This is a genomic window from Pandoraea commovens, from assembly GCF_024704525.1.
GTDB classification, from domain to species: domain Bacteria; phylum Pseudomonadota; class Gammaproteobacteria; order Burkholderiales; family Burkholderiaceae; genus Pandoraea; species Pandoraea commovens.
In genome coordinates, this window is record NZ_CP102780.1 from 3,022,484 (window position 1) to 3,041,646 (window position 19,163).

The following is a 19,163-nucleotide window of genomic DNA, read 5'->3' on the forward strand; positions in this document are numbered from 1 at the left end:
GGAAAACGCCTGTCAATAGGTGGCGTCGAACGCCTTTTGCACTTTGTCTGCGGCGCTCACGCCGTTGCCGATGAGGAGTTGCGTCAGTACCCGGGCCTTCTGCGGATTCAGATCGTACGAGACGACGAACCCCGTCTTGTCGTCGGAGACTTCGACGTTGCGGTTGACGAACCCGGCACCCACGCGCGACGACCTGACCACGACAATGCCCTTGCGCGCAGCGGCTTCGAGTGCATCGAGTGCCGCTTTGGAGGCATTGCCATCGCCTACGCCCGCGAGCACGATGCCCTTGGCGTCGCGTCGCACGGCATCGTCGATCTGGGTAGCATCCATGTCGGCGTGCGCGTAGACGATGTCGACGCGCGGCAAACCGGCATTGGGCACGGCCAGCGAACCTTTTCGACCCGCCGGTGCTGCGGCCAGATACCGGATCGATGCAGGATCGACGTATCCGAGTGGCCCGCCGTTCGGGTTTTGAAACGTCTGCACTGATGTTGTATTCGTCTTGGTGACCCAGCGCGGCGAGTGAATCGTGTCGTTCAGAACGACGAGCACACCCCGGTTGCGGGACTGCGCACTGGCGGCCACTTCGACAGCTTCGTAAAGATTGCCCGGACCGTCGGCACTCACCGCCGTACTCGGGCGCATCGAGCCGACCAGCACGACCGGCTGGCTCGTGGCGAGCACGTTATCGAGGAAGAACGCGGTTTCCTCCATGGTGTCGGTGCCGTGCGTGATCACGATGCCGTCGGCCTCGTTGCGCTCGAACGCCTGCTTGATGCGCGCGGCCAGCTGATACCAGACCTTGCTGTTCATATCCTGCGAGCCGATGTTCGAAATCTGCTCCGCTTTGATCGTGGCCAGCTTGTCCAGACCCGGCACGCTGGCCGTCAGTTGCTCGCCCGTTACGCCGCCGGCGTTGTAGCCGATGGCCGAGCGCGCGTCGCCTGTGCTGGCGATAGTACCGCCGGTCGCGAGCACGAGAATGCGCGGCTTGGGTTGGTCCGAACCGGCGGCGTTGGCCGTCAAGGCGTAACTGCCAGCGCTCAACGTCAGTGCAGCAATCGCGATCGAGTGCATCAGAACCTGGCAAGGGGTCTTCGACGATGTCATGAATTCGCTCCTGTTATGTCGTTTATCGAGCATCGCGCCGAGAGCTGGCGTGATGTCCGACATATTGACAATTTTTGGACTGCGAAGGAAGAGGCCGAAGATTCCCGCGAGGTCGACGTTTCAGGTGTCGTCGAGTGACGTCGGCGCGCTCATGCGTGGGGTTCACCCATGAGGCTCAAGCATGGCAAACTCGACTGCGCCGCTGATCCAGCAGCCGGATTCGCGATTGCCGGGTTCGCGTAGCGCCACGCGAATGCACGATGGACGTCCCATGGCAAAGCCCTGATAGACGCGCATGGTCGACTCCCCGTTTGCCAGCAGCCCGTAATGCAGCACGCCGTAAAGCGTGGCGGCGGCGGCGATGCCCGTGGCGGCGTCCTCCGGATAGCCCGACGAACGCGGGAACTGTCGCGCATGCAACTCCAGGGGGCGTGTACGCTCGACGGCGAACGGATACAGTCCGGTCGAATTGAGGGCGTCGCACAATGCAGCGACTGCACCGAGGTTCGGCGTGAGCGTGTTCAGCTTTTCCACGGTGCGAATGGGCACCAGCGTCTTGGTGCGGCTCGTGCGGGCGTTGACAACGCCCATCGGCGCCAGATCGTCCACACCGATGCCAAGCACTTCGCAAATGGCGGCTACCCGCGTCGGGTCGTCCACCGGTTCGACGATGCCGCGCGGCTGGCCGACGTCGATGCGCTGCGTCGCTTCGTCGAAACGGACATCGACCAGACCGCTCAGCGTCTCCACTGTCGCACTTGCCGTCGTCCAGCGCCCCGCTTCACGCAACAGCCACATCGCGCCGAGCGTGGCATGCCCACACATCTCCATCTCATGTGCGGGGACGAAAAAGCGCAGACGAACCGTGTTGCGCGGATCGCTGGCCCGGCAGACGAATGCGCTTTCGTGACCGTAGCGGGCCGCAATTGCCATCATGTCATCCGACGAGAGGCTATCCGCGTCGAACACGACCGGGGCCGGGTTGCCGCCACCGGCACCGGCGGAGAACACGTTGACGAAGCGCAAATCCGGTGCGGCTACCCCGGGCGAGGGAATGCTGTGGGGAACGAGGGTTGGGGTGGTCATCGGACACTCCTGATGGCAAGTGACGCAAGCATGCCCAACGTCGGAACGACAGTCGCCGTCAATCGGGCCAGTCCATGCGTCCGATCGGGCCAAACCTCGCTCAGGGCGGTACCACCGACGTTTTGGACAAAGACTATACTGGTCGCCTGCACGCCGGAATATGCTCTGGCAAACGTGTCATCCGGCCTGTCCAGCTAAGGAATCGAGAGTGAAGCCCTATCCCACCGCATCGCGTCATTTGTACGGAGATCGCATTGCCGATGTCCGGCACGTGAGCGTCGGTGAATACCGCACCCACCCTCACGCGCATGACGACGAGTACATGTTCCTGCTCCCCAGGACCGGGCAACTCGTGCTCAACGTCGAGTCGAATGTCGCGCCGGTACGTGTAGCGCCAAAGTCGTTCGTGGTGGTGCCGCCGCAGCGTGTTCACGATACGCGGGGCTACCGACCCGGGCAGGAGCATGTCGCCGTGTATGTCGCGAGCGATTTCGTCGCCTTTTGCGAACGCAAGGCACGACGCAAGCTCGCGTGCAGCCGCATCTCGATCTGGTCGGCACCGCTGGCCCTGCTCGATGCGGTTCGTGTCGCAGGCGACACGCGCACGACAAACGACGTCCCCCTCCCTGAGCTGGCTGCTTTCCGCGCGGATCTCGCGGTGCGCACGGTGGCTGTGAGTTGCGTCGAAGCCGGTTTGACGTCCGCTCCGATCCCGCAAAGTCCTAGCGATGCCCATGCCGAGATCGTGCGCGACATCCAGACGTTTCTGAATGCAACGCTCGATCAGCCAGTTACGCTCGATCGCGTCGCCTATGAATTCGGCCTGTCACGGCGCACATTGACGCGGATCTTTCGGGACGCCACAGGCGAGTCCGTCGTCGATTACCAGTCGCGACGCCGCGTGGAAGTCGCGGCAACATTGCTGCGCGCGCCCGGCATGACGGTGCTGGCCGTCGCAGCGGCTGTCGGACTGGACTCTCCGTCTTATCTCGCGCGCCTGTTCAGACAACACGGCTACGCACCGCCAAACGCCTTCAAGCAGGGCGCACCGGATATCGACTAATCTTCGCGGGCTTGCGAGTTCACACCTTCAGCGATTATTGTCCTGAGCGCGCGCGAATTGCTCCGAGAGCCACTCGGTGAAGACCTTCACGCGACGCGACAACTGACGGCTGTGCGGATAAAGCACCGAGACCGGCATCGGCGGCGGCGGATTGTCCGCCAGAACGATCTGCAACCGCCCCGCCGCCAACTCGCTTTCGATGCGATATCGCGGCACCTGAACGAGCCCAAGACCGGCGAGGGCCGCACCGGTATATAAATCCGCGCCGTTCACGGAAATGTTCGATTTCAACCGCCGGGTGACGTATTCGTCGTCAAGGCGAAAGTCCAGCGGTACGGGCCGCCCGGTCGCGCTGGATACATAGTCGACGGCAAGGTGCGCATCTAAATCCTCAATGTCGGCCGGCAGACCATAACGCTGCAAATACGCCGGACTGGCGACCGTGACCTGCTCCATCGTCGCGACCTGCCTTCCGACCAGCGACGAGTCTTGTAGCACCCCCGCGCGCAGCACGCAGTCCACCCCTTCCCTAACCATGTCGATCAGCCGGTCGTCCTCCCCGACATGCAAGGCGATGCCCGGATAGGCGTCAAGGAAAGTGCCGAGCGTGGGCATGATGAAGTGTTTGGCGAGCGTCCCCTGAAGATTCACCCGTAACAACCCTTTGGGCGGCGCATTGCGAAATGCCCCGTCGGTCTCCTCCAGATCGGCCAGCAGTCGCACGCAGCGGCGGTAGTACTCCTCCCCCTCCAGCGTCAACCGCACCTGGCGCGTCGTGCGCTCCAGCAACCGTACGCCGATGCGTGCCTCCAGCCGCTTGATCAGATTGGTGACAGTCGCACGCGGGATCTGCAGGTCGTCGGCCGCGAGCGAGAAGCTGTGCCGGTCGGCGATGCGCACGAAAACCTGCATTTCCTGAAATCTGTCCATGGTGTTCCGCCCCCCCGGGTGTTGTCGGTCATCCGCGCCGTTGCCCGTCATAGTGCCATCGATTTGTTAAAGCAAATGGAATTCTGAAAACAAATCGACACCAATTATCTTTCAAATGGAATGAACCAGAATGTCTTCACCAACCACCTGAACTGGAAACCACCATGAAAACGTCTCAAATCGCTCTGATCACCGGTGCTTCGCGCGGCATTGGCGCCACCATCGCGCGACGTCTCGCACGTGACGGCTTCTCCGTCGCCATCAACTACGCCTCGAACGCCGCCGAGGCCGACGCACTGGTGGCCGAACTGATCGAGGCAGGGACCGCGGCCATCGCCGTGAAGGCCGACGTCTCGAAGTCGGCCGAGGTGAAAGCGATGTTCGACACGGTCGAGCAGCAGCTCGGCAAGATCGACGTGCTCGTGAACAACGCCGGGATTCTCAAGACGGCGCCCCTCGCGCAGACCAGCGACGAACTGTACGAACAGAATTTCGCGATCAACACACGTGGCGTGTTCAATACGCTGCGCGAAGCGGCGACGCGCATGAACGAAGGCGGTCATATCGTCAATGTGTCCAGCACTACGCTCGGTCTGAACATGCCCGGCTACGCCATCTACAACGGCACCAAAGCGGCGGTGGAGTCCTTCACGCGTGTGTTCGCCAAGGAGTTGCGCGGACGTCGCATCACCGTCAACGCCGTTGCGCCGGGGCCGGTGGCGACTGAATTGTTTCTGAACGGCAAGACCGACGAGCAGATTCAGACCTTTGCCAAGATGCCACCGCTCGAACGCCTCGGGCAGCCCGACGATATTGCCAACGTCGTGGCGTTTCTCGCCGGTCCGGACAGCGCCTGGGTCAATGGTCAGGTGCTGCGCGCCAACGGCGGCGTGGTCTGAACGTCACAGCCATGAAGCGCTTTCGCCAAGCCGCCGTGCTGCTGTCGCTCACGGCGCTGATCGGAGCGATGGCCGCATGTGCGCGCCCCGACCCGCAGGAGACACCGTCCATGAAACCCAGCGTGACCTACTTGCACTTGCTGCGCCATACCCCGTTTTTCACCGAGCTGACGACCGAGCAGTTGCGGTGGGTCATCGGACACTCGCAGGAGTGGGAGGTGACCAAGGGGCAACCCATCGTCACACCGGAAAGCCAGAACGATTTCGACGGGTACTGGATCTTGCTGGATGGTGGATGGGATCTGGTCGTGGGCGGTCAACGCTACCCGAGCGGACACGCGGATCCGGGGAAATGGTTCAACCGTGGTCTCGTTAGCAACCACGATTTCCGGCTCGTTGCCAACGACCACAGTTACGTCATGCATATCGCCGCCGCCGATATGGACGACATGCTGGCGCGAGGTTTCAGGTTCGATCGTCACCTCGCCGCAGGAAAGCGGTTCTACGGCGGTTTGAATGCAAGCAACGGATTGCCTGCCGCGCAGTAGCGCAGGCGGTGTCGATTCCATCCGATTCCATCCGATTCCATCGAATTCAATCTGCGTTTTCTCGTGATTTTCTCTTCATAGGGAGCCATCGTCATGTCTCAAGCCGTGCCTCGAACCATTCTTATCACCGGTGCCTCGTCGGGCTTCGGCCTTATGACCGCCAAGGCGCTCGCCAAGGCTGGCCACACCGTCTACGCCTCCATGCGCGACACCTTGGGCAGGAATGCGCCGCGCGTAGAGGAAGTGGCGCAATGGGCGTCGGACAATGCCGTGGACCTGCGCACCGTCGAGCTGGACGTACAGTCGGAGGCGTCGGCTGCTGCTGCCATTCAGAGCGTGCTCGCCGACGTGGACCGTCTGGATGTCCTCATCCACAACGCGGGACATATGGTCTTCGGTCCCGCCGAAGCCTTCACGCCCGAACAAATGATTCAGCAGTACGACGTCAATGTGCTCGGTGCACAACGCGTCAATCGGGCCGCCTTGCCGCACCTGCGTAAGCAGGGTCGCGCGCTGATGTTGTGGGTGGGCTCGTCGTCGACGCGGGGCGGTACGCCGCCGTTCCTCGCACCGTACTTCGCTGCGAAGGCCGCCATGGATGCGCTGGCCGTGTCGTATTCGACAGAGCTTTCGCGTTGGGGCATTGAGACCACCATCATGGTGCCGGGCGCATTCACCAAGGGGACGAATCACTTCGCCCACTCGGGTAAGCCTGCCGATGCACATATCGCCGCCGAGTACGAGCAAGGGCCGTACGCGGGGGTGGCCGAAGCTGCGCTCAAAGGGCTCGCCAGTCTGGAGCCAAGCGACGCCGACCCTGCGGAAGTCGCGCGAGAGATCGTGCGTGTCGTCGATCTGCCGCACGGCCGTCGGCCGTTCCGCGTGCACGTCGACCCGTCGCAGGATGGCGCGGAAGTCGTCAATGCGGTGGCCGACCGCATGCGCCGTGAAATCCACAACGCCATCGGGCTTGGCGATTTGCTGACGCCACGTCAGGTGGCCGCCGCAGTCTGCGACAACGTATCGCGGTAAGCAAAGAGGCCCGGCACGCCGCCCGTGGCGGCGAAGCTGCTCAGTTTTACGCGCGCGGCGGACGCCCTCAGCCTTACGCAAAGCGCCATCTGCATGAAGCGGCTTAGTGCCTCAGTGCATGCGCCGTTATTGCCCGCCCTTTTTCTTCTTTCCCCGACGCTTGCCGACTGCCGATACGGCCTGTTCGACGTCAAGTTGTTCTGCGTCGGGGTCGAACGCTTTCCCGTCCAGCGCCGTGTCTGCCTCTGCCTTCGTGGCGGCCGCATACTCTTTGCTGAATTTGCCGCTGTCGAGCAGTTGCGGGGCGATGGTGTCGTTCGTAGGGATGCCCGGCACCCATTGCGCCACGTTGTCATCGAGTGCCGCAGTTTTCCCCGTCCCCCGATACTTGACGACCATCTCGTTCCACGCGCCACCATGAACATTGGCCCGCGAGTGTTGGGAGAACGTCTGGTAGAAGATGGCATTACGACGCAGCGGGTCTTGTAGCTTTTCTTCGAGGGATTCGCGCAAGGGGTTGTGATCTTCACCCAAGGCAGAATGCGTCTTCCTGACGTGGAGACCCTCGCCCTTTTCGTCATGCCGATAGGCTCCCACGGACGATTGAATGTCTCCGTTGTCGAAGAAAACCGGCCGGGTAACCGAAGACCGCATCAATTTTGCGTGCTGGTGCAACTCTTGCTCGACAGGGTCCAGCTCGTCATCAGGCGCTTTGGATCGGAAGATCGATTTGGCGGTCTCGTTGAACAGACTGAAACCCGCGTTCAGATTTTCGGGCAGGAGCGCGGCGGCGGTGGCGCGATCTCGCAAGAAGACGGTATTTCTCAGATTGCCTTTGAGGTCGCCGTAGAGCAACGACGACGGTGCGGCGCCGAGTGGCGCGAGTCCTGACTCGGCCCTTTTCGTTTGCTCCTTGTGCGCCCTGAATCGCACCGGATCGAGGGCAACGTTCAGACTGTCGGCGCCCACCAGTTCCTTCCCGCCCTCCTCGCTTTCCCCCAATGTGGTCGACTCTGCGATGCGCTTAGGCTCGTGCCATGTGCGGTAAATCGCCCGGTTCTCGCCAAATGCCGTGTCGAGCGAATCCGCTTCCTCATGCGCGTCGATCGCGCCCTTGAGGTCAGTGCCAAACTTCAGTATGGCGGCAGCCGGTAGCGTTTGCAGGTGGCCGTGGAACGCGAGCAGCATCTCGCTCTTAAGCGCTTGTTTGACTTTCGGCTTCAGCGATTCGTCGTCATCGATTTCCGCAAGGCACTGCATGAACGCTGCGTAGGCATCTGCATCGTCATCTTCAGGCGCTTCATCGCGCCAAACGACGTCCGGCCGGTCGGAATGTCGCTCCCCGTTCTTCGGTTTCTCCGAACCACTGGCGAGACCCTCAACGACGGTACCCGTCACCACGGAAACCCAGGGATTCAGACGCGCCTGAAGCTCGAAACGTCCACCGGCAAACTGTCGGATACGTGCGTCCTTCGGACGAAGTTGGCCCACCTGACGCGCAATCGAAATCGGATCGGAGCTCGCGTCGATGCCTTTCATCTGCACCTGGCCGGACGTGACCGCGGCAGTGTTGCCGTTCAGTGCATCGGCCACTGGCGTCGCGTTGGGCTGGATGACGGGTTTGAGCGATTGCGCCAGATGGTGGAGATCGACGGCACCGACGTCGGGCCGCCGACTCAACGTAACTTCGCCGTCGTTGAGTGCACCTGCGAGACCGCGCGTGTAGAGATCGTCGGTGACACGCAGTTGCGCGGGCGTGGCCTCCGAGGGAAAAAGACTGCCGATGCGTTTGCGCTGTGCGATGACTCGAGGGCTGTCGTTCATGGCGCTTTGCAGACTGTGCAACTGCGCGGTGGCCGGCCGGTTATCGACAAATTGATAACGCTGTGTGGCCGCTTCAGCGCGGGACATCTCCGGCGCGACCGGGGTCCGATTGTCGTTATCCTGATGCGGCTTCGCATGGAATTGCATGGTCGGTGACGCTCCCGTCGGTTGTCCCGGCAATTCCGGCGGATTCTACTACGGAAGCGTGGGGCTGACGCACCTGAAACTGCGGCGCGTCAGCCCCAAACCGCGAGTCCTACCGCTCGTACTTCTCCACGAACGCCGCCGAACTCAGGTTTCTGAAATCGGCGAGCGCCGCGTCCAGTTGCGCTGGATTCCAGTCCCACCACGCAATCGCCTGCATACGCTCGGCGGTGCGGTCGTCCATGCGATAGCGCAGCACCCGGGCGGGTACACCGACGACAATGGCGTACGGCGGCACGTCCTTCGTCACCACGGCACCGGAGCCAATGGCAGCCCCCGTGCCGATGCTCACACCCGGCATGATGATCGCGTTGTGCCCGATCCAGACGTCCGGGCCGATCGTGATCGCGTCCTGCGCCCGCCAGTCGAAAATCTCGGCATCGTCGTCGAGCGACATACCGTATGAGCGCGAACGATACGTGAAGTGATGCAGCGTCGCGCGCCACATCGGATGATTCGACGGATTGATGCGAACGCCCGTCGCGATATTCACGAACTTGCCGATGTGCGCGTGCGCGATCTGGTTGCTGCCCATCGCGTAGCCGTAGTCGCCAATTGTCGACGCCCGCACCGCCGAATTCGGTCCGAGATAGGTAAAGCGCCCGAAATCGCTATCGCGCACAAGTGACGTGGGATCGATCTCCGGCACCTCGCTCAACACTCGCGCGCCGGTCCACGGATCGACGCCCTCCCCGCAATTGATACGTTGCATACCGCCCTGCCCTCAATGCACCAGACTGCGCAGGTACGCCGAAGCGCGCTCCGCACAAGCAACCAAAACGAACGTGACGATCAGCAGGTACGACACCGTCTGGTAGTCGAACAGGTTCATCGCCGTGAGCAACTGGAAACCGATGCCGCCCGCACCCACGAAGCCGAGTACCAGCGACGACCGCAGGTTCTCGTCGAAACGGAACAGCCCGATCCCCAACAACGAAGGCAACACGCCAGGAATGACCGCATGAGTGAGCACCGCGATGCGTCCCGCGCCGGTGAGCGTCAGCGCTTCCACCGGCCCCATGTCCATGTCTTCGATGACTTCAGCGAACAGACGGCCGAGCATGCCGACCGAGTGCACGGCGAGCGCCAGTGCGCCAGGGAACGGACCGAGACCGACCGCCGTCACGAACAGCAACGCCCACACCAGATCGGGCACCGCGCGCGTCACACCGATCACTGCGCGTGCACCGTAGTACAGCGGCAATCCCGGCGTGACGTTCTTCGCCGCGAGAATCGCCAGCGGGAACGCCAGCAGAATGCCGAATACCGTGCCGAAGATCGCCAGGTCGATGGTTTCGAGTACCGGGCGCAGGTTCGGAATGAACTGAGCAAAATCCGGCGGCATGGCACGCGAGATGATGTCGGCCATACCGTGTGCACCGGTGATCAGATCCTGCGGACGCGCCTGCACGACGATCCACGCCTGCACGAACAACGCGATGGCGATCAACACACCGATCAGCGTCAGCGCGTGGCGCACGCCCGCAGGCATCTCTCCCGGGCCACGACCGCCCCGCATTTCAAGCACTGTACTCATGAAGCCTCGGCGACATAAAGATTGGCGATTTGACGGGCGGACACTTCACTCGCCGGCTGGTCGAACTCCATCACACCGCGACGCAGTCCGACCATACGGTCGGCATAGCGCATGGCGAGATCCGGCTGATGCAGCACCACGACCACAGCCAGTCCGTCCTCGGTCGCAAGACGGCGCAACAGGCGCATGACTTCGTCGGCGGCCTCGGGATCGAGACTCGCGACGGGTTCATCGGCCAGCAACACATGCGGCTCCTGCGCGAGGGCACGGGCGACGGCGACACGTTGCGCCTGACCGCCCGACAGCGTTCCAGCACGTTGCTTTTCGAGATGCAACAAACCGACTTCGTCGAGATAAGCCCGCGCCGGTTCGACAGTTTCGCGCGGCACACGTCCGAGTGCGGTCGCGAGCGTGCGATGACGTCCGAGCGCGCCACAGCACACATTGGCGATCACGCTGCGGCGCTTGACCAGATTGGCGTTCTGCGAGATCAGTGCGAGCGGCAGACGCGCTTCGCGCAGCGGCTCGCCGGACAGCTTGACCAGATCGCGTCCGGCCAGATTCACGCTGCCCTGCGTCGGCCGGTTGATGCCGACCACGCACTTCATGAAGGTCGATTTACCGGAGCCATTGCTGCCGAGTACCACGACCATTTCGCCGGCCTCGACCGACAGATTGAAATCGCGCAACGCGGTATGACCGTTCGCGTAGCACATCGTCAGATTCTGAACGGCGAGCTTCACACCGGGGGCGAGTTTGGTGCGGCGAAACGCTCCCGGCGTGCTGGCATGGGCAGCCCCGGTGGCCGCGAACGCGCCAGCCGGGGTCAATGCCAATCCGTCCGTTGATTTGGACAAGGTGTTCACAGTTTCGACAGATCGATATGGAGGGTGGAGACGAGATCGCGAATCTGGTTGTAAGCCGCGTCGTTCTGCGGCACGGTCTTGAGCGCCGGGGTCGCGTTGGCGGCCATGAACTTCTGGTCGGCTTCGGGCAGTTCCTTCAGGTCGAGGTTGGACAGGATCTTCGCCAGACGCGACTTGAACTCAGCAGGCAGATCGCCACGAACGGCCATCGGGTCCACCGGGATCGGGTCCGACTTCCACAGCGTGACGTAAGCCTTGTCGTCGTATTCGCCGTGCAGACGTGCGCTGGAGATTTCTTCGCTGTTCAGCTCGCCAGCGACGACCTTGTGGTTACGCAGGGCTTCGAACGACGCCGTGTGGCTACCCGCATAGATGGCCTTCACCCCCTTGTCCGGGTCGATGCCGTTCTTGCGCAGACCGTAGGCCGGGAACAGGTGACCCGAGGTCGATGCCGGATCGGCGTACGCGAACGACTTGCCCGCCGTGTCGGCAAGCGTCGTCACCCCCGAACCCGGCCATGTGACGATCGATGCGTAGTAGTTCTGCGGCGAGCCGTTTTCGTTGGCGAACGTGGCGACGGCTTCGGCGTGCGCGACCTGATGCGCGAGCACGTAGCCGAGCGGGCCGAACTGTGCGAATTCGAGCTTGTTGTTGCGCATCGCTTCGATCTCGGCGTTGTAGCTCGTCGCGATGTACAACTCGACCTTGCAGCCAAGCTTGTCGCCGATCAGCTTGGCGAGATCGGTGTAGACCGGCAGCATGCGTGCCGACGATTCGTACGGCTCGACGCCGAAGCGCACGACTCCATTGTTCGGGCACTCGCCTGCGGCGTGTGCTGCACCGCTGGCGACAGCGGCAAAGAAGGCGAGCGCGGCGAAGCGTTTGATAGCTTTCATGAATTCCCTCTGGGTTGTACTACGGGCGTGCGAAAACTCTGCTGCGGATTCTAGGAATCGGATATGACAGAACCGTGATGCATTTATCTGAACGTCTAGACGATTTTGTTACTAAAAATTACGCCCTGAATTCGTGACGATTCTGCATACGGACACGCCAACGTCACACATCCATCACGTCGCGCGCACTACAATGCGCCCTGATCGATGAACATATGAAGTCCAGAGGATGACGTCGCTATGACAGCGAGCGGGAATGCAGTATTGAGTACAAATGCAGGCAATGGGGCGCGTGTGGAGCGCGGCGCAGGCGTAGCCGTCTGGCGTCAGATCGAGCAGATTCTCGCCAGGGAGATTGCCGCCAACGGCTTCGGTGACGAAGGCCGCCTCCCGAGCGAAGGGGAACTCGCGAAACGCTTCGACGTGAACCGTCACACGGTGCGACGCGCGGTACTGGGGCTGGCCGCGAACGGTCTGGTGAGCATCGAACAAGGACGCGGCACCTTCGTACAGCGCGGCGCCATCGACTATCTGATCGGACGACGCACGCGCTTCACCGAGAATCTGCGTCAGCAACATCACGCAGCCGAGGGACGGATGCTCTCAGCGGTGCGTCTTCAGGCCGATGCGGCCGTCGCTAAGGAATTGGAATTGCGTGTGCGCGCCCCGGTGTGGCGCATCGAGTCGCTGCATGCGGCCGACGGCGTGGCGCTGACCTACGCCTGCAACTGGTACCCTGCTGCGCGCTTCCCGGATCTGCCTAGCCTGCTCGAAGAAGACAGCAGCATCACGCACGCCCTCGCCTCGATGGGCGTGCCCGACTATCTGCGCAAGTGGAGTCGTATCGGCAGCGTCCTGCCGGACACCGAGATCGCGTGGCGGCTCGGCGTCAATCGGCAGCAACCAGTGCTGTGGGTCGAGAATGTCGACGTCGATCTCGACGGTGTGCCGATCAAATACGGCATCACGCACTTCGCTGCGGACCGCGTTCAGCTGATGGTCGATACTTCGACCTAAGCAGCGCGGGACCGGCAACGGCGGCATTGATCGATATCGATGCCGTGCCACCGGTCCCGCAATCACTTCATTGACATCAGTTCGCCATAACCGAGACGGCCTTCGTCACGAGATAGGCTTCCATCGCTTCCGGTCCGCCTTCCGAACCGTAACCCGAATCCTTCACGCCGCCGAACGGCATTTCGGGGGACGGCGCGGCCGGCTGGTTGACCCACAGCATGCCCACTTCCAACTGCTGCGAGAGCAGGTGCACGTTGCGGAACGATTGCGTGAACGCGTAACCGGCCAGGCCGAACGGCAGACGGTTCGCTTCTGCAATCGCGTCTTCGAGCTTATCGAAGCCACGGATGGCGGCCACCGGTCCGAACGGCTCGTTGTTGAACACATCGGCTTCGAGCGACACGTCGGTCAGCACGGTCGGTGCGAAGAAGTTGCCGGACGTGCCGACGCGCTCGCCACCGGTTGCAATCGTCGCGCCCGTCTTGCGAGCATCTTCGATCACGCGGCTCATGGCCGTGACACGACGTGCGTTGGCGAGCGGGCCGAGCGTCGTGCCTTCGGCAAGACCGTCGCCCAGCTTCAGCGATTCGGCGTGTTTGACGAGCGCTTTCGCAAATTCGTCCTTGATGCTGTTGTGCACGAGAAAACGCGTCGGCGAGATGCACACCTGACCGGCGTTACGGAACTTCGCGCCGCCTGCTGCCTTGATGGCCAGTGCGAGGTCCGCGTCTTCGGCCACGATCACCGGCGCATGACCGCCCAGCTCCATCGTCGCGCGTTTCATATGCAGACCGGCCAGCGAGGCCAGTTGCTTGCCGACCGGCGTCGAGCCGGTGAACGTGATCTTGCGAATGATCGGGTGCGGAATCAGATAGCTGGAAATCTCGGCCGGATCGCCGAAGACCAGACCCACCACACCTGCCGGAACACCCGCATCGACAAAGGCCTGGAGCAGCGCGGCAGGCGACGCCGGGGTTTCTTCCGGCGCCTTGACCAGGAACGAACAGCCGCAGGCCAGCGCAGCGCTCAGCTTGCGCACGACTTGGTTGACGGGGAAGTTCCACGGCGTGAAGGCGGCGACCGGACCGATCGGCTCCTTGAGCACCGTCTGCTGCGCATTCAGATTGCGCGACGGCACGACACGGCCATACACGCGCATGCCTTCGTCGGCGAACCATTCGATGATGCCTGCGGCGGAGAGCACTTCGACACGCGCTTCGGCGAACGGCTTGCCCTGCTCTTGCGTCATGAGGCGCGCAATCGAATCGGCACGCTCGCGCACGAGGACAGCAGCCTTGCGCATCGTCACGGCACGCTCGGCGGCCGGAATCTTGCGCCACGTGGCGAAACCACGCTGGGCGGCTTCGAGCGCGCGGTCGAGGTCGGCGATGCCCGCGTGTGCGACTTTGCCGATGGCGTTGCCCGTCGCCGGGTTGACGACATCGAGCGTCTTGCCGCTGGCGGCATCGCACCACTCGCCGTTAATCAGAAGTTTGGTGTCTGTATAACCTGACGTAACCATATGTATTTCCTGAGAATGATTGGGCAATGAAAGGTGCACGAACCGACCGTCATCGGCCCTCCGTACGCCTCGCTGCGCATTACATCGACGCTTCCAGCATCTCGCGATAATCCTCAGCCGAGGCATCTCGCGGGTTGGTCTTGTGGCTGTGATCTTTCAGCGCACCCTCGATGATGCGCGGGAACTGCTCGCGAGTCACCCCCAGTTCCGCAAGTCCGCCCGGCAGGCCGAGTTTTGCGGTCATCGCGGCAATCGCCGGACCGACGTCGTCGCCCGAGGCTAGCCCCATCGCCTGCGCCAGCCGGTCGAGCTTTGCATCGTCCTGCATCGAAGGTGCCGTGCGGTTGAACGCGATCACGGCAGGCAACAGGATAGCGTTGAGCGTGCCGTGGTGCAGGCGAGGATTGATGCCGCCCAGCGAGTGGCTCAGGCTGTGCACACAGCCAAGGCCCTTCTGGAAGGCGAGCGCCCCTTGCATCGATGCACTCATCATGTTCAGGCGAGCCTCACGATCGGACGGCTCGCGTGTCGCGCGCTCGATGTGCCGCCAGGCGCGCCACAGGCCGTCGAGCGCGATACCGTCGGCGGGCGGGTTGAACGCCGGGGCCATGAACGTTTCCATGCAGTGCGCGATGGCGTCCATGCCGGTCGCTGCCGTCATTCCGGCAGGCAAACCCAGCGTCAGTGCTGGGTCGCAGATGGCCACGCGCGGCACGACGTACGGAGAGATCACCCCGACCTTGCGGCCGTCGTCGAGGATCAGGATGGCGCCCCGGCCGACTTCGCTGCCGGTACCGGCGGTCGTCGGAATGGCGATGACCGGGGCTGTCGCCGACGTGATGCGCGCCGCGCCCCCTTCAATCACGGCGAAACTCTGTAACGGTCCATCGTGCGTTGCACACACCGCAACCCCTTTGGCCAGATCGATGGACGAGCCGCCGCCCAGCGCGATCACACCGTCGCATTCGTTCGACCGGTACATAGCGACCGCCTCGCGCACGACCGATTCGTTCGGGTTCGGCGGCGTCCCATCGAAGACCGGCACCGACTCGCTCTGCCCCAGCGCGCTCAATACGGTGTTGAGCAAACCGGCGGCCCGAATGCCCGCGTCCGTCACGATCAACGGGCGGCGGATACCGATGCGTTCGCATTCACTCGCGAGAAGCCGGATCGAGTCGAAGCCGAACTGGATCTGGGTGATGTAGTTGATGAGGGACATAGTGGATGACGAAAAGTTATAGGAAAGCTATGCTCACGCAGAGATTTCGCAGTGTATGGCCCATCGCGCTGCGGCGATATTGACAGCATTTGATAGCGATATAACTTTTCATCAAGACAATGATGCCTCCCTCGCTCAATTCGATCATTTCCCGGCTGCACGTCAAGCAACTCCGATTGCTCATCGCCATCGAGGAACACGGTTCGTTGCTGGGCGCGGCCAAGCAGCTCGCGATGACGCAACCTGGGGCGAGCAAGGCGTTGCATGAGATCGAGACGACCTTCGGCACCGCGCTGTTCGAACGCTCGAACCGCGGCCTCGAGCCAAACGCCGTCGGGCACTGTGTGATTCGCTACGCGCGCCTGATCCAGTCGGATCTGGCGCACCTGCGCGAAGAGATGGTCGGGATCATGCGCGGACATGGTGGGCGCGTGTCGGTGGGCGTGATCATGGGGGCCGTGCCGTTGCTCACCGACGCCATCACGGCGGTCAGTGAAGCGCAGCCCGAGATGTCGATTGAAATCGTGGAAGACACGAGCGCCGCCCTGCTCAGCCAAATCGATGCCGGTCGGCTCGATCTCGCCGTGTGCCGCACAAGCGTCAGCCAGACGCCCTACCTCTACGACAGCACCTTCGTTCAGGACGAAACGCTCGCCGTCATCGCCAATACCGCGCACCCGCTGGCCGACGCCGCCCATGTGTCGCTGGAAGATCTCGCACACTATCGCTGGGTCGTCTACCGGGCCAACATGCCGATGCGACGGCTGCTGGAGCGGGAGTTTCATGACGCAGGGCTGCGGTTTCCCGCGCATTTACTGGAAACGACGTCCGCCTTTGCGACTGTGTCGTTGCTCCAGAAGAACCCGTCGCTGGTCGCGCTGGTGTCGATCGACGTGGCGCGCTTCCATACCGGACACGGCATCGCCTGCACGCTGCCCTTGACGCTGTCGTCGCTCAGCGAGCCATACGAACTGGTCACGCGACGCGGTGCCCCGCTGTCGCACGGCGCACAGATGCTAATGGATGCCATCGTCGCGAACGGCGCCGCCCCGGGCGAATAAGCCGCACGCCCTTCTCGCCCACGGAGTTGCAGGTATGCGTCTCTCGCATGGCTAAGGGACGCAAAACGGCCGTCTGCTCTGAGTAAAAGTTATAGCGCTAACGCAAACGTTCAGTGTACTGCCGCCCTCCGCCTTTGTAGACTTCGTCCGGTCATTAAAAAACAAGGTGGAGACAATGAGCGGAATAGCGCCCAACAGCGCAGGCACCCCCGGCCTGACGTCAGCAATGAAAGAATCGATGGTGCCCGACGCCGAGCGTCGGCGCGCACTCCTTGGCAGTGCCGTGGGCAGCACCATCGAGTGGTACGACTACTTCCTCTACGGAACGATGGCGTCCATCATCTTCGCGAAGCAATTCTTCCCGAGCACCGACCCGCTGGTCAGCAATCTGCTGGCGCTGGCGACGTTCGCGCTGGCATTCGTCATTCGTCCGCTGGGCGGCGTGATCTTCGCGCACATCGGCGACCGTGTCGGGCGCAAGAAGACGCTGGCCATCACACTGACGATGATGGGCATGTCGACGGTACTCATGGGCTTGCTGCCCAATTACGACCAGATTGGCGTATGGGCACCGATCCTGCTCTCCCTGCTGCGCCTGATGCAAGGGCTGGCGCTGGGCGGCGAATGGGGCGGCGGGGTGTTGCTGGCGGTCGAATATTCGCCCCGCCATCGTCGTGGATTCTACGGTGCGGTACCGCAGACTGGCGCGGTGCTTGGGCTGGCGCTGGGCAACATCATCACGTCGCTGCTGAGCAACTCGATCAGCGACGCCGACTTCCAAAGCTGGGGATGGCGCATTCCGTTCGTCGGCTCGATCGTGCTCGTGCTGATCGGCATGTGGATTCGTAACGCCGTGGGCGAGACGCCGTCGTTCAAGAAGATCATGGCCACGCGAACCGAGACGCGCATTCCGCTCAAGGAAACGTTGCAGGATCACTGGCGCTCGGTGCTGATCGCCATTGGCGCGAAGGTCGTGGAGACGTCTACGTTCTTCCTGTACGCCACGTTCACGATCTCGTACATGATCGGCCACGGCTTCCAGCGCTCGGACATTCTGAACATCGTGCTGGTCTGCGCGCTGATCGCCTTTCCGTTCATGCTCTATTTCGGGCATCTGTCGGACAAGATCGGGCGCAAGAAGGTCTTTCTGTGGGGCACAGTCGCATTCATCGTGTGGATCGGGCCGTACTTCTGGCTACTGAATCAGAAGTCGATTGTGCTGGCGTCGGTGGCCGTGGGCGTGGGCCTGAGCGTGATCTGGACGACCTATGGCTCAATGATCGGCACATTGCTCGCTGAGGCGTTCCCACCGTCGATTCGCTATACCGGGATGTCGCTCGGCTATCAGATCGGTGCTGCGCTCGTGGGCGGTCCGATGCCGCTGATTGCCACCGCGCTCGTCGCCTACTTCGGCGGCAGCTACGTGTCGGTGGTCTTCTTCATGATCGCGTGTGCGCTCGTGTCGGTCGTTGCCGTCGCGCTGGTGAAGGATCGTAGCGGATTGCCGCTGGACGACTAACCGTCTCGCTCGCAACTCGCAAAAAAATGGCCGCCAGCGTCAAACTGGCGGCCTTTCTTATTGCGTCGAACGGCTCAGAACGATCAGCGGGCCGGGACCGGGGGCAGCGATTCGTGCGTGCCCGACGTGCGCTGCGCAGCCTTGTGCACCATCGTATAGGCGTAGTCGACACCCATGCCGTAAGCACCGGCGTGTTCCTTGACGAGCTTCATCACGGCGTCGTAGGTATCACGGTGTGCCCAGTCGCGCTGCCATTCGAGCAGCACCTGCAACCACGTGACCGGCACCGCACCCGCCTGCACCATGCGCTGCATGGCGAAATCGTGGGCTTCCTTGCTGGTGCCGCCCGAGGCGTCGCCGACCATGTAGATTTCGTAGTCGCCTTCGAGCATGGCGCACAGGGCGAACGTCGTGTTGCAGACTTCGGTCCACAGACCCGCCACGATCACCTTCTTGCGGCCGTTGGCCTTGAGCGCGTCGCGCACCTTCTGGTCGTCCCACGAATTCATCGAGGTACGCTCAAGCGTCTTCGTGCCGGGGAACACATCGAGGACTTCCGGATAGGTGTAACCGGAGAACGATTCGCTCTCGACGGTCGTGATCGTCGTCGGGATATTGAAGATCTTTGCGGCCTTGGCCAGACCGACCACATTGTTCTTCAGTGCCTGACGGTCCATCGACTGAACACCGAACGCCATTTGCGGCTGGTGGTCGATGATGATGAGCTGGCTGTTCTGAGGGGTCAAGACTTCGAGCTTGGGATTCGACATGGTCAGGGTCCTTTGACTTTACCTTTGACGTTACATTACGCGCGCGGGTGCACAGTG

Annotated in this window: 19 protein-coding genes; 8 read left to right on the top strand and 11 right to left on the bottom strand. The window is 62.4% G+C overall.

What is annotated here, in order from left to right:
* Positions 1-12: 12 nt before the first annotated feature.
* Together NTU39_RS13920 and NTU39_RS13925 are read right to left on the bottom strand one after the other, a co-directional pair.
* Entirely contained in the window at positions 13-1,113 is a 1,101-nt protein-coding gene (locus tag NTU39_RS13920) for an asparaginase (protein WP_246184385.1), read from the bottom strand.
* Between the two features lie 162 nt (positions 1,114-1,275).
* Positions 1,276-2,199, bottom strand: a complete 924-nt coding sequence (locus tag NTU39_RS13925; RefSeq protein WP_257957870.1) for a PhzF family phenazine biosynthesis protein — start codon at positions 2,197-2,199, stop codon at positions 1,276-1,278.
* 208 nt (positions 2,200-2,407) lie between these two features.
* Here NTU39_RS13925 and NTU39_RS13930 point away from each other — a divergent pair, with 208 nt between their 5' ends.
* Positions 2,408-3,262, top strand: a complete 855-nt coding sequence (locus NTU39_RS13930; RefSeq protein ID WP_150662669.1) for a helix-turn-helix transcriptional regulator — start codon at positions 2,408-2,410, stop codon at positions 3,260-3,262.
* 27 nt (positions 3,263-3,289) lie between these two features.
* Here the strand turns inward: NTU39_RS13930 and NTU39_RS13935 are convergent, their stop codons facing one another.
* Positions 3,290-4,192 (bottom strand): LysR family transcriptional regulator, encoded by a 903-nt coding sequence (locus tag NTU39_RS13935; RefSeq protein ID WP_150663444.1) that lies wholly within the window; start codon positions 4,190-4,192, stop codon positions 3,290-3,292.
* Between the two features lie 164 nt (positions 4,193-4,356).
* Here NTU39_RS13935 and NTU39_RS13940 point away from each other — a divergent pair, with 164 nt between their 5' ends.
* The 3 genes from NTU39_RS13940 (at position 4,357) to NTU39_RS13950 (ending at position 6,671) form a co-directional block, all read left to right on the top strand.
* Positions 4,357-5,091 carry an SDR family oxidoreductase gene (locus NTU39_RS13940; protein ID WP_150662670.1) on the top strand — a complete coding sequence of 245 codons (735 nt, stop codon included), beginning with the start codon at positions 4,357-4,359 and terminating at the stop codon, positions 5,089-5,091.
* Positions 5,092-5,102: 11 nt separating this feature from the next.
* Positions 5,103-5,639, top strand: a complete 537-nt coding sequence (locus tag NTU39_RS13945) for a hypothetical protein (RefSeq protein WP_150662671.1) — start codon at positions 5,103-5,105, stop codon at positions 5,637-5,639.
* 93 nt (positions 5,640-5,732) lie between these two features.
* Positions 5,733-6,671: an SDR family oxidoreductase gene (locus NTU39_RS13950; RefSeq protein WP_150662672.1), complete on the top strand. Its 939-nt coding sequence runs from the start codon at positions 5,733-5,735 to the stop codon at positions 6,669-6,671.
* A 126-nt stretch (positions 6,672-6,797) separates the two neighbouring features.
* Here the strand turns inward: NTU39_RS13950 and NTU39_RS13955 are convergent, their stop codons facing one another.
* Positions 6,798-8,264, bottom strand: coding sequence for a hypothetical protein (locus NTU39_RS13955; protein ID WP_150662673.1), 1,467 nt, complete (start codon positions 8,262-8,264; stop codon positions 6,798-6,800).
* Between the two features lie 45 nt (positions 8,265-8,309).
* On the opposite strand from NTU39_RS13955, the gene NTU39_RS13960 reads away from it, so the two are divergent.
* On the top strand, positions 8,310-8,651 hold the full coding sequence (locus NTU39_RS13960; RefSeq protein ID WP_150662674.1) for a hypothetical protein: 342 nt from the start codon (positions 8,310-8,312) through the stop codon (positions 8,649-8,651).
* A 100-nt stretch (positions 8,652-8,751) separates the two neighbouring features.
* On the opposite strand, the gene NTU39_RS13965 is transcribed toward NTU39_RS13960, so the two are convergent.
* The 4 genes from NTU39_RS13965 to NTU39_RS13980 are packed head-to-tail and all read right to left on the bottom strand — an operon-like array spanning position 8,752 to position 11,998.
* Positions 8,752-9,411 (bottom strand): DapH/DapD/GlmU-related protein, encoded by a 660-nt coding sequence (locus NTU39_RS13965; protein WP_150662675.1) that lies wholly within the window; start codon positions 9,409-9,411, stop codon positions 8,752-8,754.
* 12 nt (positions 9,412-9,423) lie between these two features.
* Positions 9,424-10,236: a phosphonate ABC transporter, permease protein PhnE gene (gene phnE / locus NTU39_RS13970; protein ID WP_150662676.1), complete on the bottom strand. Its 813-nt coding sequence runs from the start codon at positions 10,234-10,236 to the stop codon at positions 9,424-9,426.
* Entirely contained in the window at positions 10,233-11,093 is an 861-nt protein-coding gene (locus tag NTU39_RS13975; RefSeq protein ID WP_373275308.1) for a phosphonate ABC transporter ATP-binding protein, read from the bottom strand. The genes phnE and NTU39_RS13975 overlap by 4 nt, the downstream gene beginning before the upstream one ends.
* Before the next feature lie 5 nt (positions 11,094-11,098).
* Entirely contained in the window at positions 11,099-11,998 is a 900-nt protein-coding gene (locus NTU39_RS13980; RefSeq protein WP_039398374.1) for a phosphate/phosphite/phosphonate ABC transporter substrate-binding protein, read from the bottom strand.
* A 264-nt stretch (positions 11,999-12,262) separates the two neighbouring features.
* Here NTU39_RS13980 and phnF point away from each other — a divergent pair, with 264 nt between their 5' ends.
* Positions 12,263-13,015 (top strand): phosphonate metabolism transcriptional regulator PhnF, encoded by a 753-nt coding sequence (gene phnF / locus NTU39_RS13985; RefSeq protein WP_150662677.1) that lies wholly within the window; start codon positions 12,263-12,265, stop codon positions 13,013-13,015.
* Between the two features lie 76 nt (positions 13,016-13,091).
* On the opposite strand, the gene NTU39_RS13990 is transcribed toward phnF, so the two are convergent.
* Together NTU39_RS13990 and gbd are read right to left on the bottom strand one after the other, a co-directional pair.
* The gene (locus NTU39_RS13990; RefSeq protein WP_150662678.1) at positions 13,092-14,537 is read right to left on the bottom strand and encodes an NAD-dependent succinate-semialdehyde dehydrogenase; all 1,446 of its coding nucleotides are present in this window, start codon (positions 14,535-14,537) and stop codon (positions 13,092-13,094) included.
* Positions 14,538-14,616: 79 nt separating this feature from the next.
* On the bottom strand, positions 14,617-15,756 hold the full coding sequence (gene gbd, locus NTU39_RS13995; RefSeq protein ID WP_257957871.1) for a 4-hydroxybutyrate dehydrogenase: 1,140 nt from the start codon (positions 15,754-15,756) through the stop codon (positions 14,617-14,619).
* A gap of 122 nt (positions 15,757-15,878) precedes the next feature.
* Here gbd and NTU39_RS14000 point away from each other — a divergent pair, with 122 nt between their 5' ends.
* Complete coding sequence (locus tag NTU39_RS14000; protein WP_150663446.1) at positions 15,879-16,817, top strand: LysR family transcriptional regulator; 939 nt, start codon at positions 15,879-15,881, stop codon at positions 16,815-16,817.
* Between the two features lie 175 nt (positions 16,818-16,992).
* Positions 16,993-18,336, top strand: coding sequence for an MFS transporter (locus tag NTU39_RS14005; RefSeq protein WP_257957872.1), 1,344 nt, complete (start codon positions 16,993-16,995; stop codon positions 18,334-18,336).
* Between the two features lie 83 nt (positions 18,337-18,419).
* On the opposite strand, the gene NTU39_RS14010 is transcribed toward NTU39_RS14005, so the two are convergent.
* The gene (locus NTU39_RS14010; RefSeq protein WP_257957873.1) at positions 18,420-19,106 is read right to left on the bottom strand and encodes a hydrolase; all 687 of its coding nucleotides are present in this window, start codon (positions 19,104-19,106) and stop codon (positions 18,420-18,422) included.
* Positions 19,107-19,163: the final 57 nt, after the last annotated feature.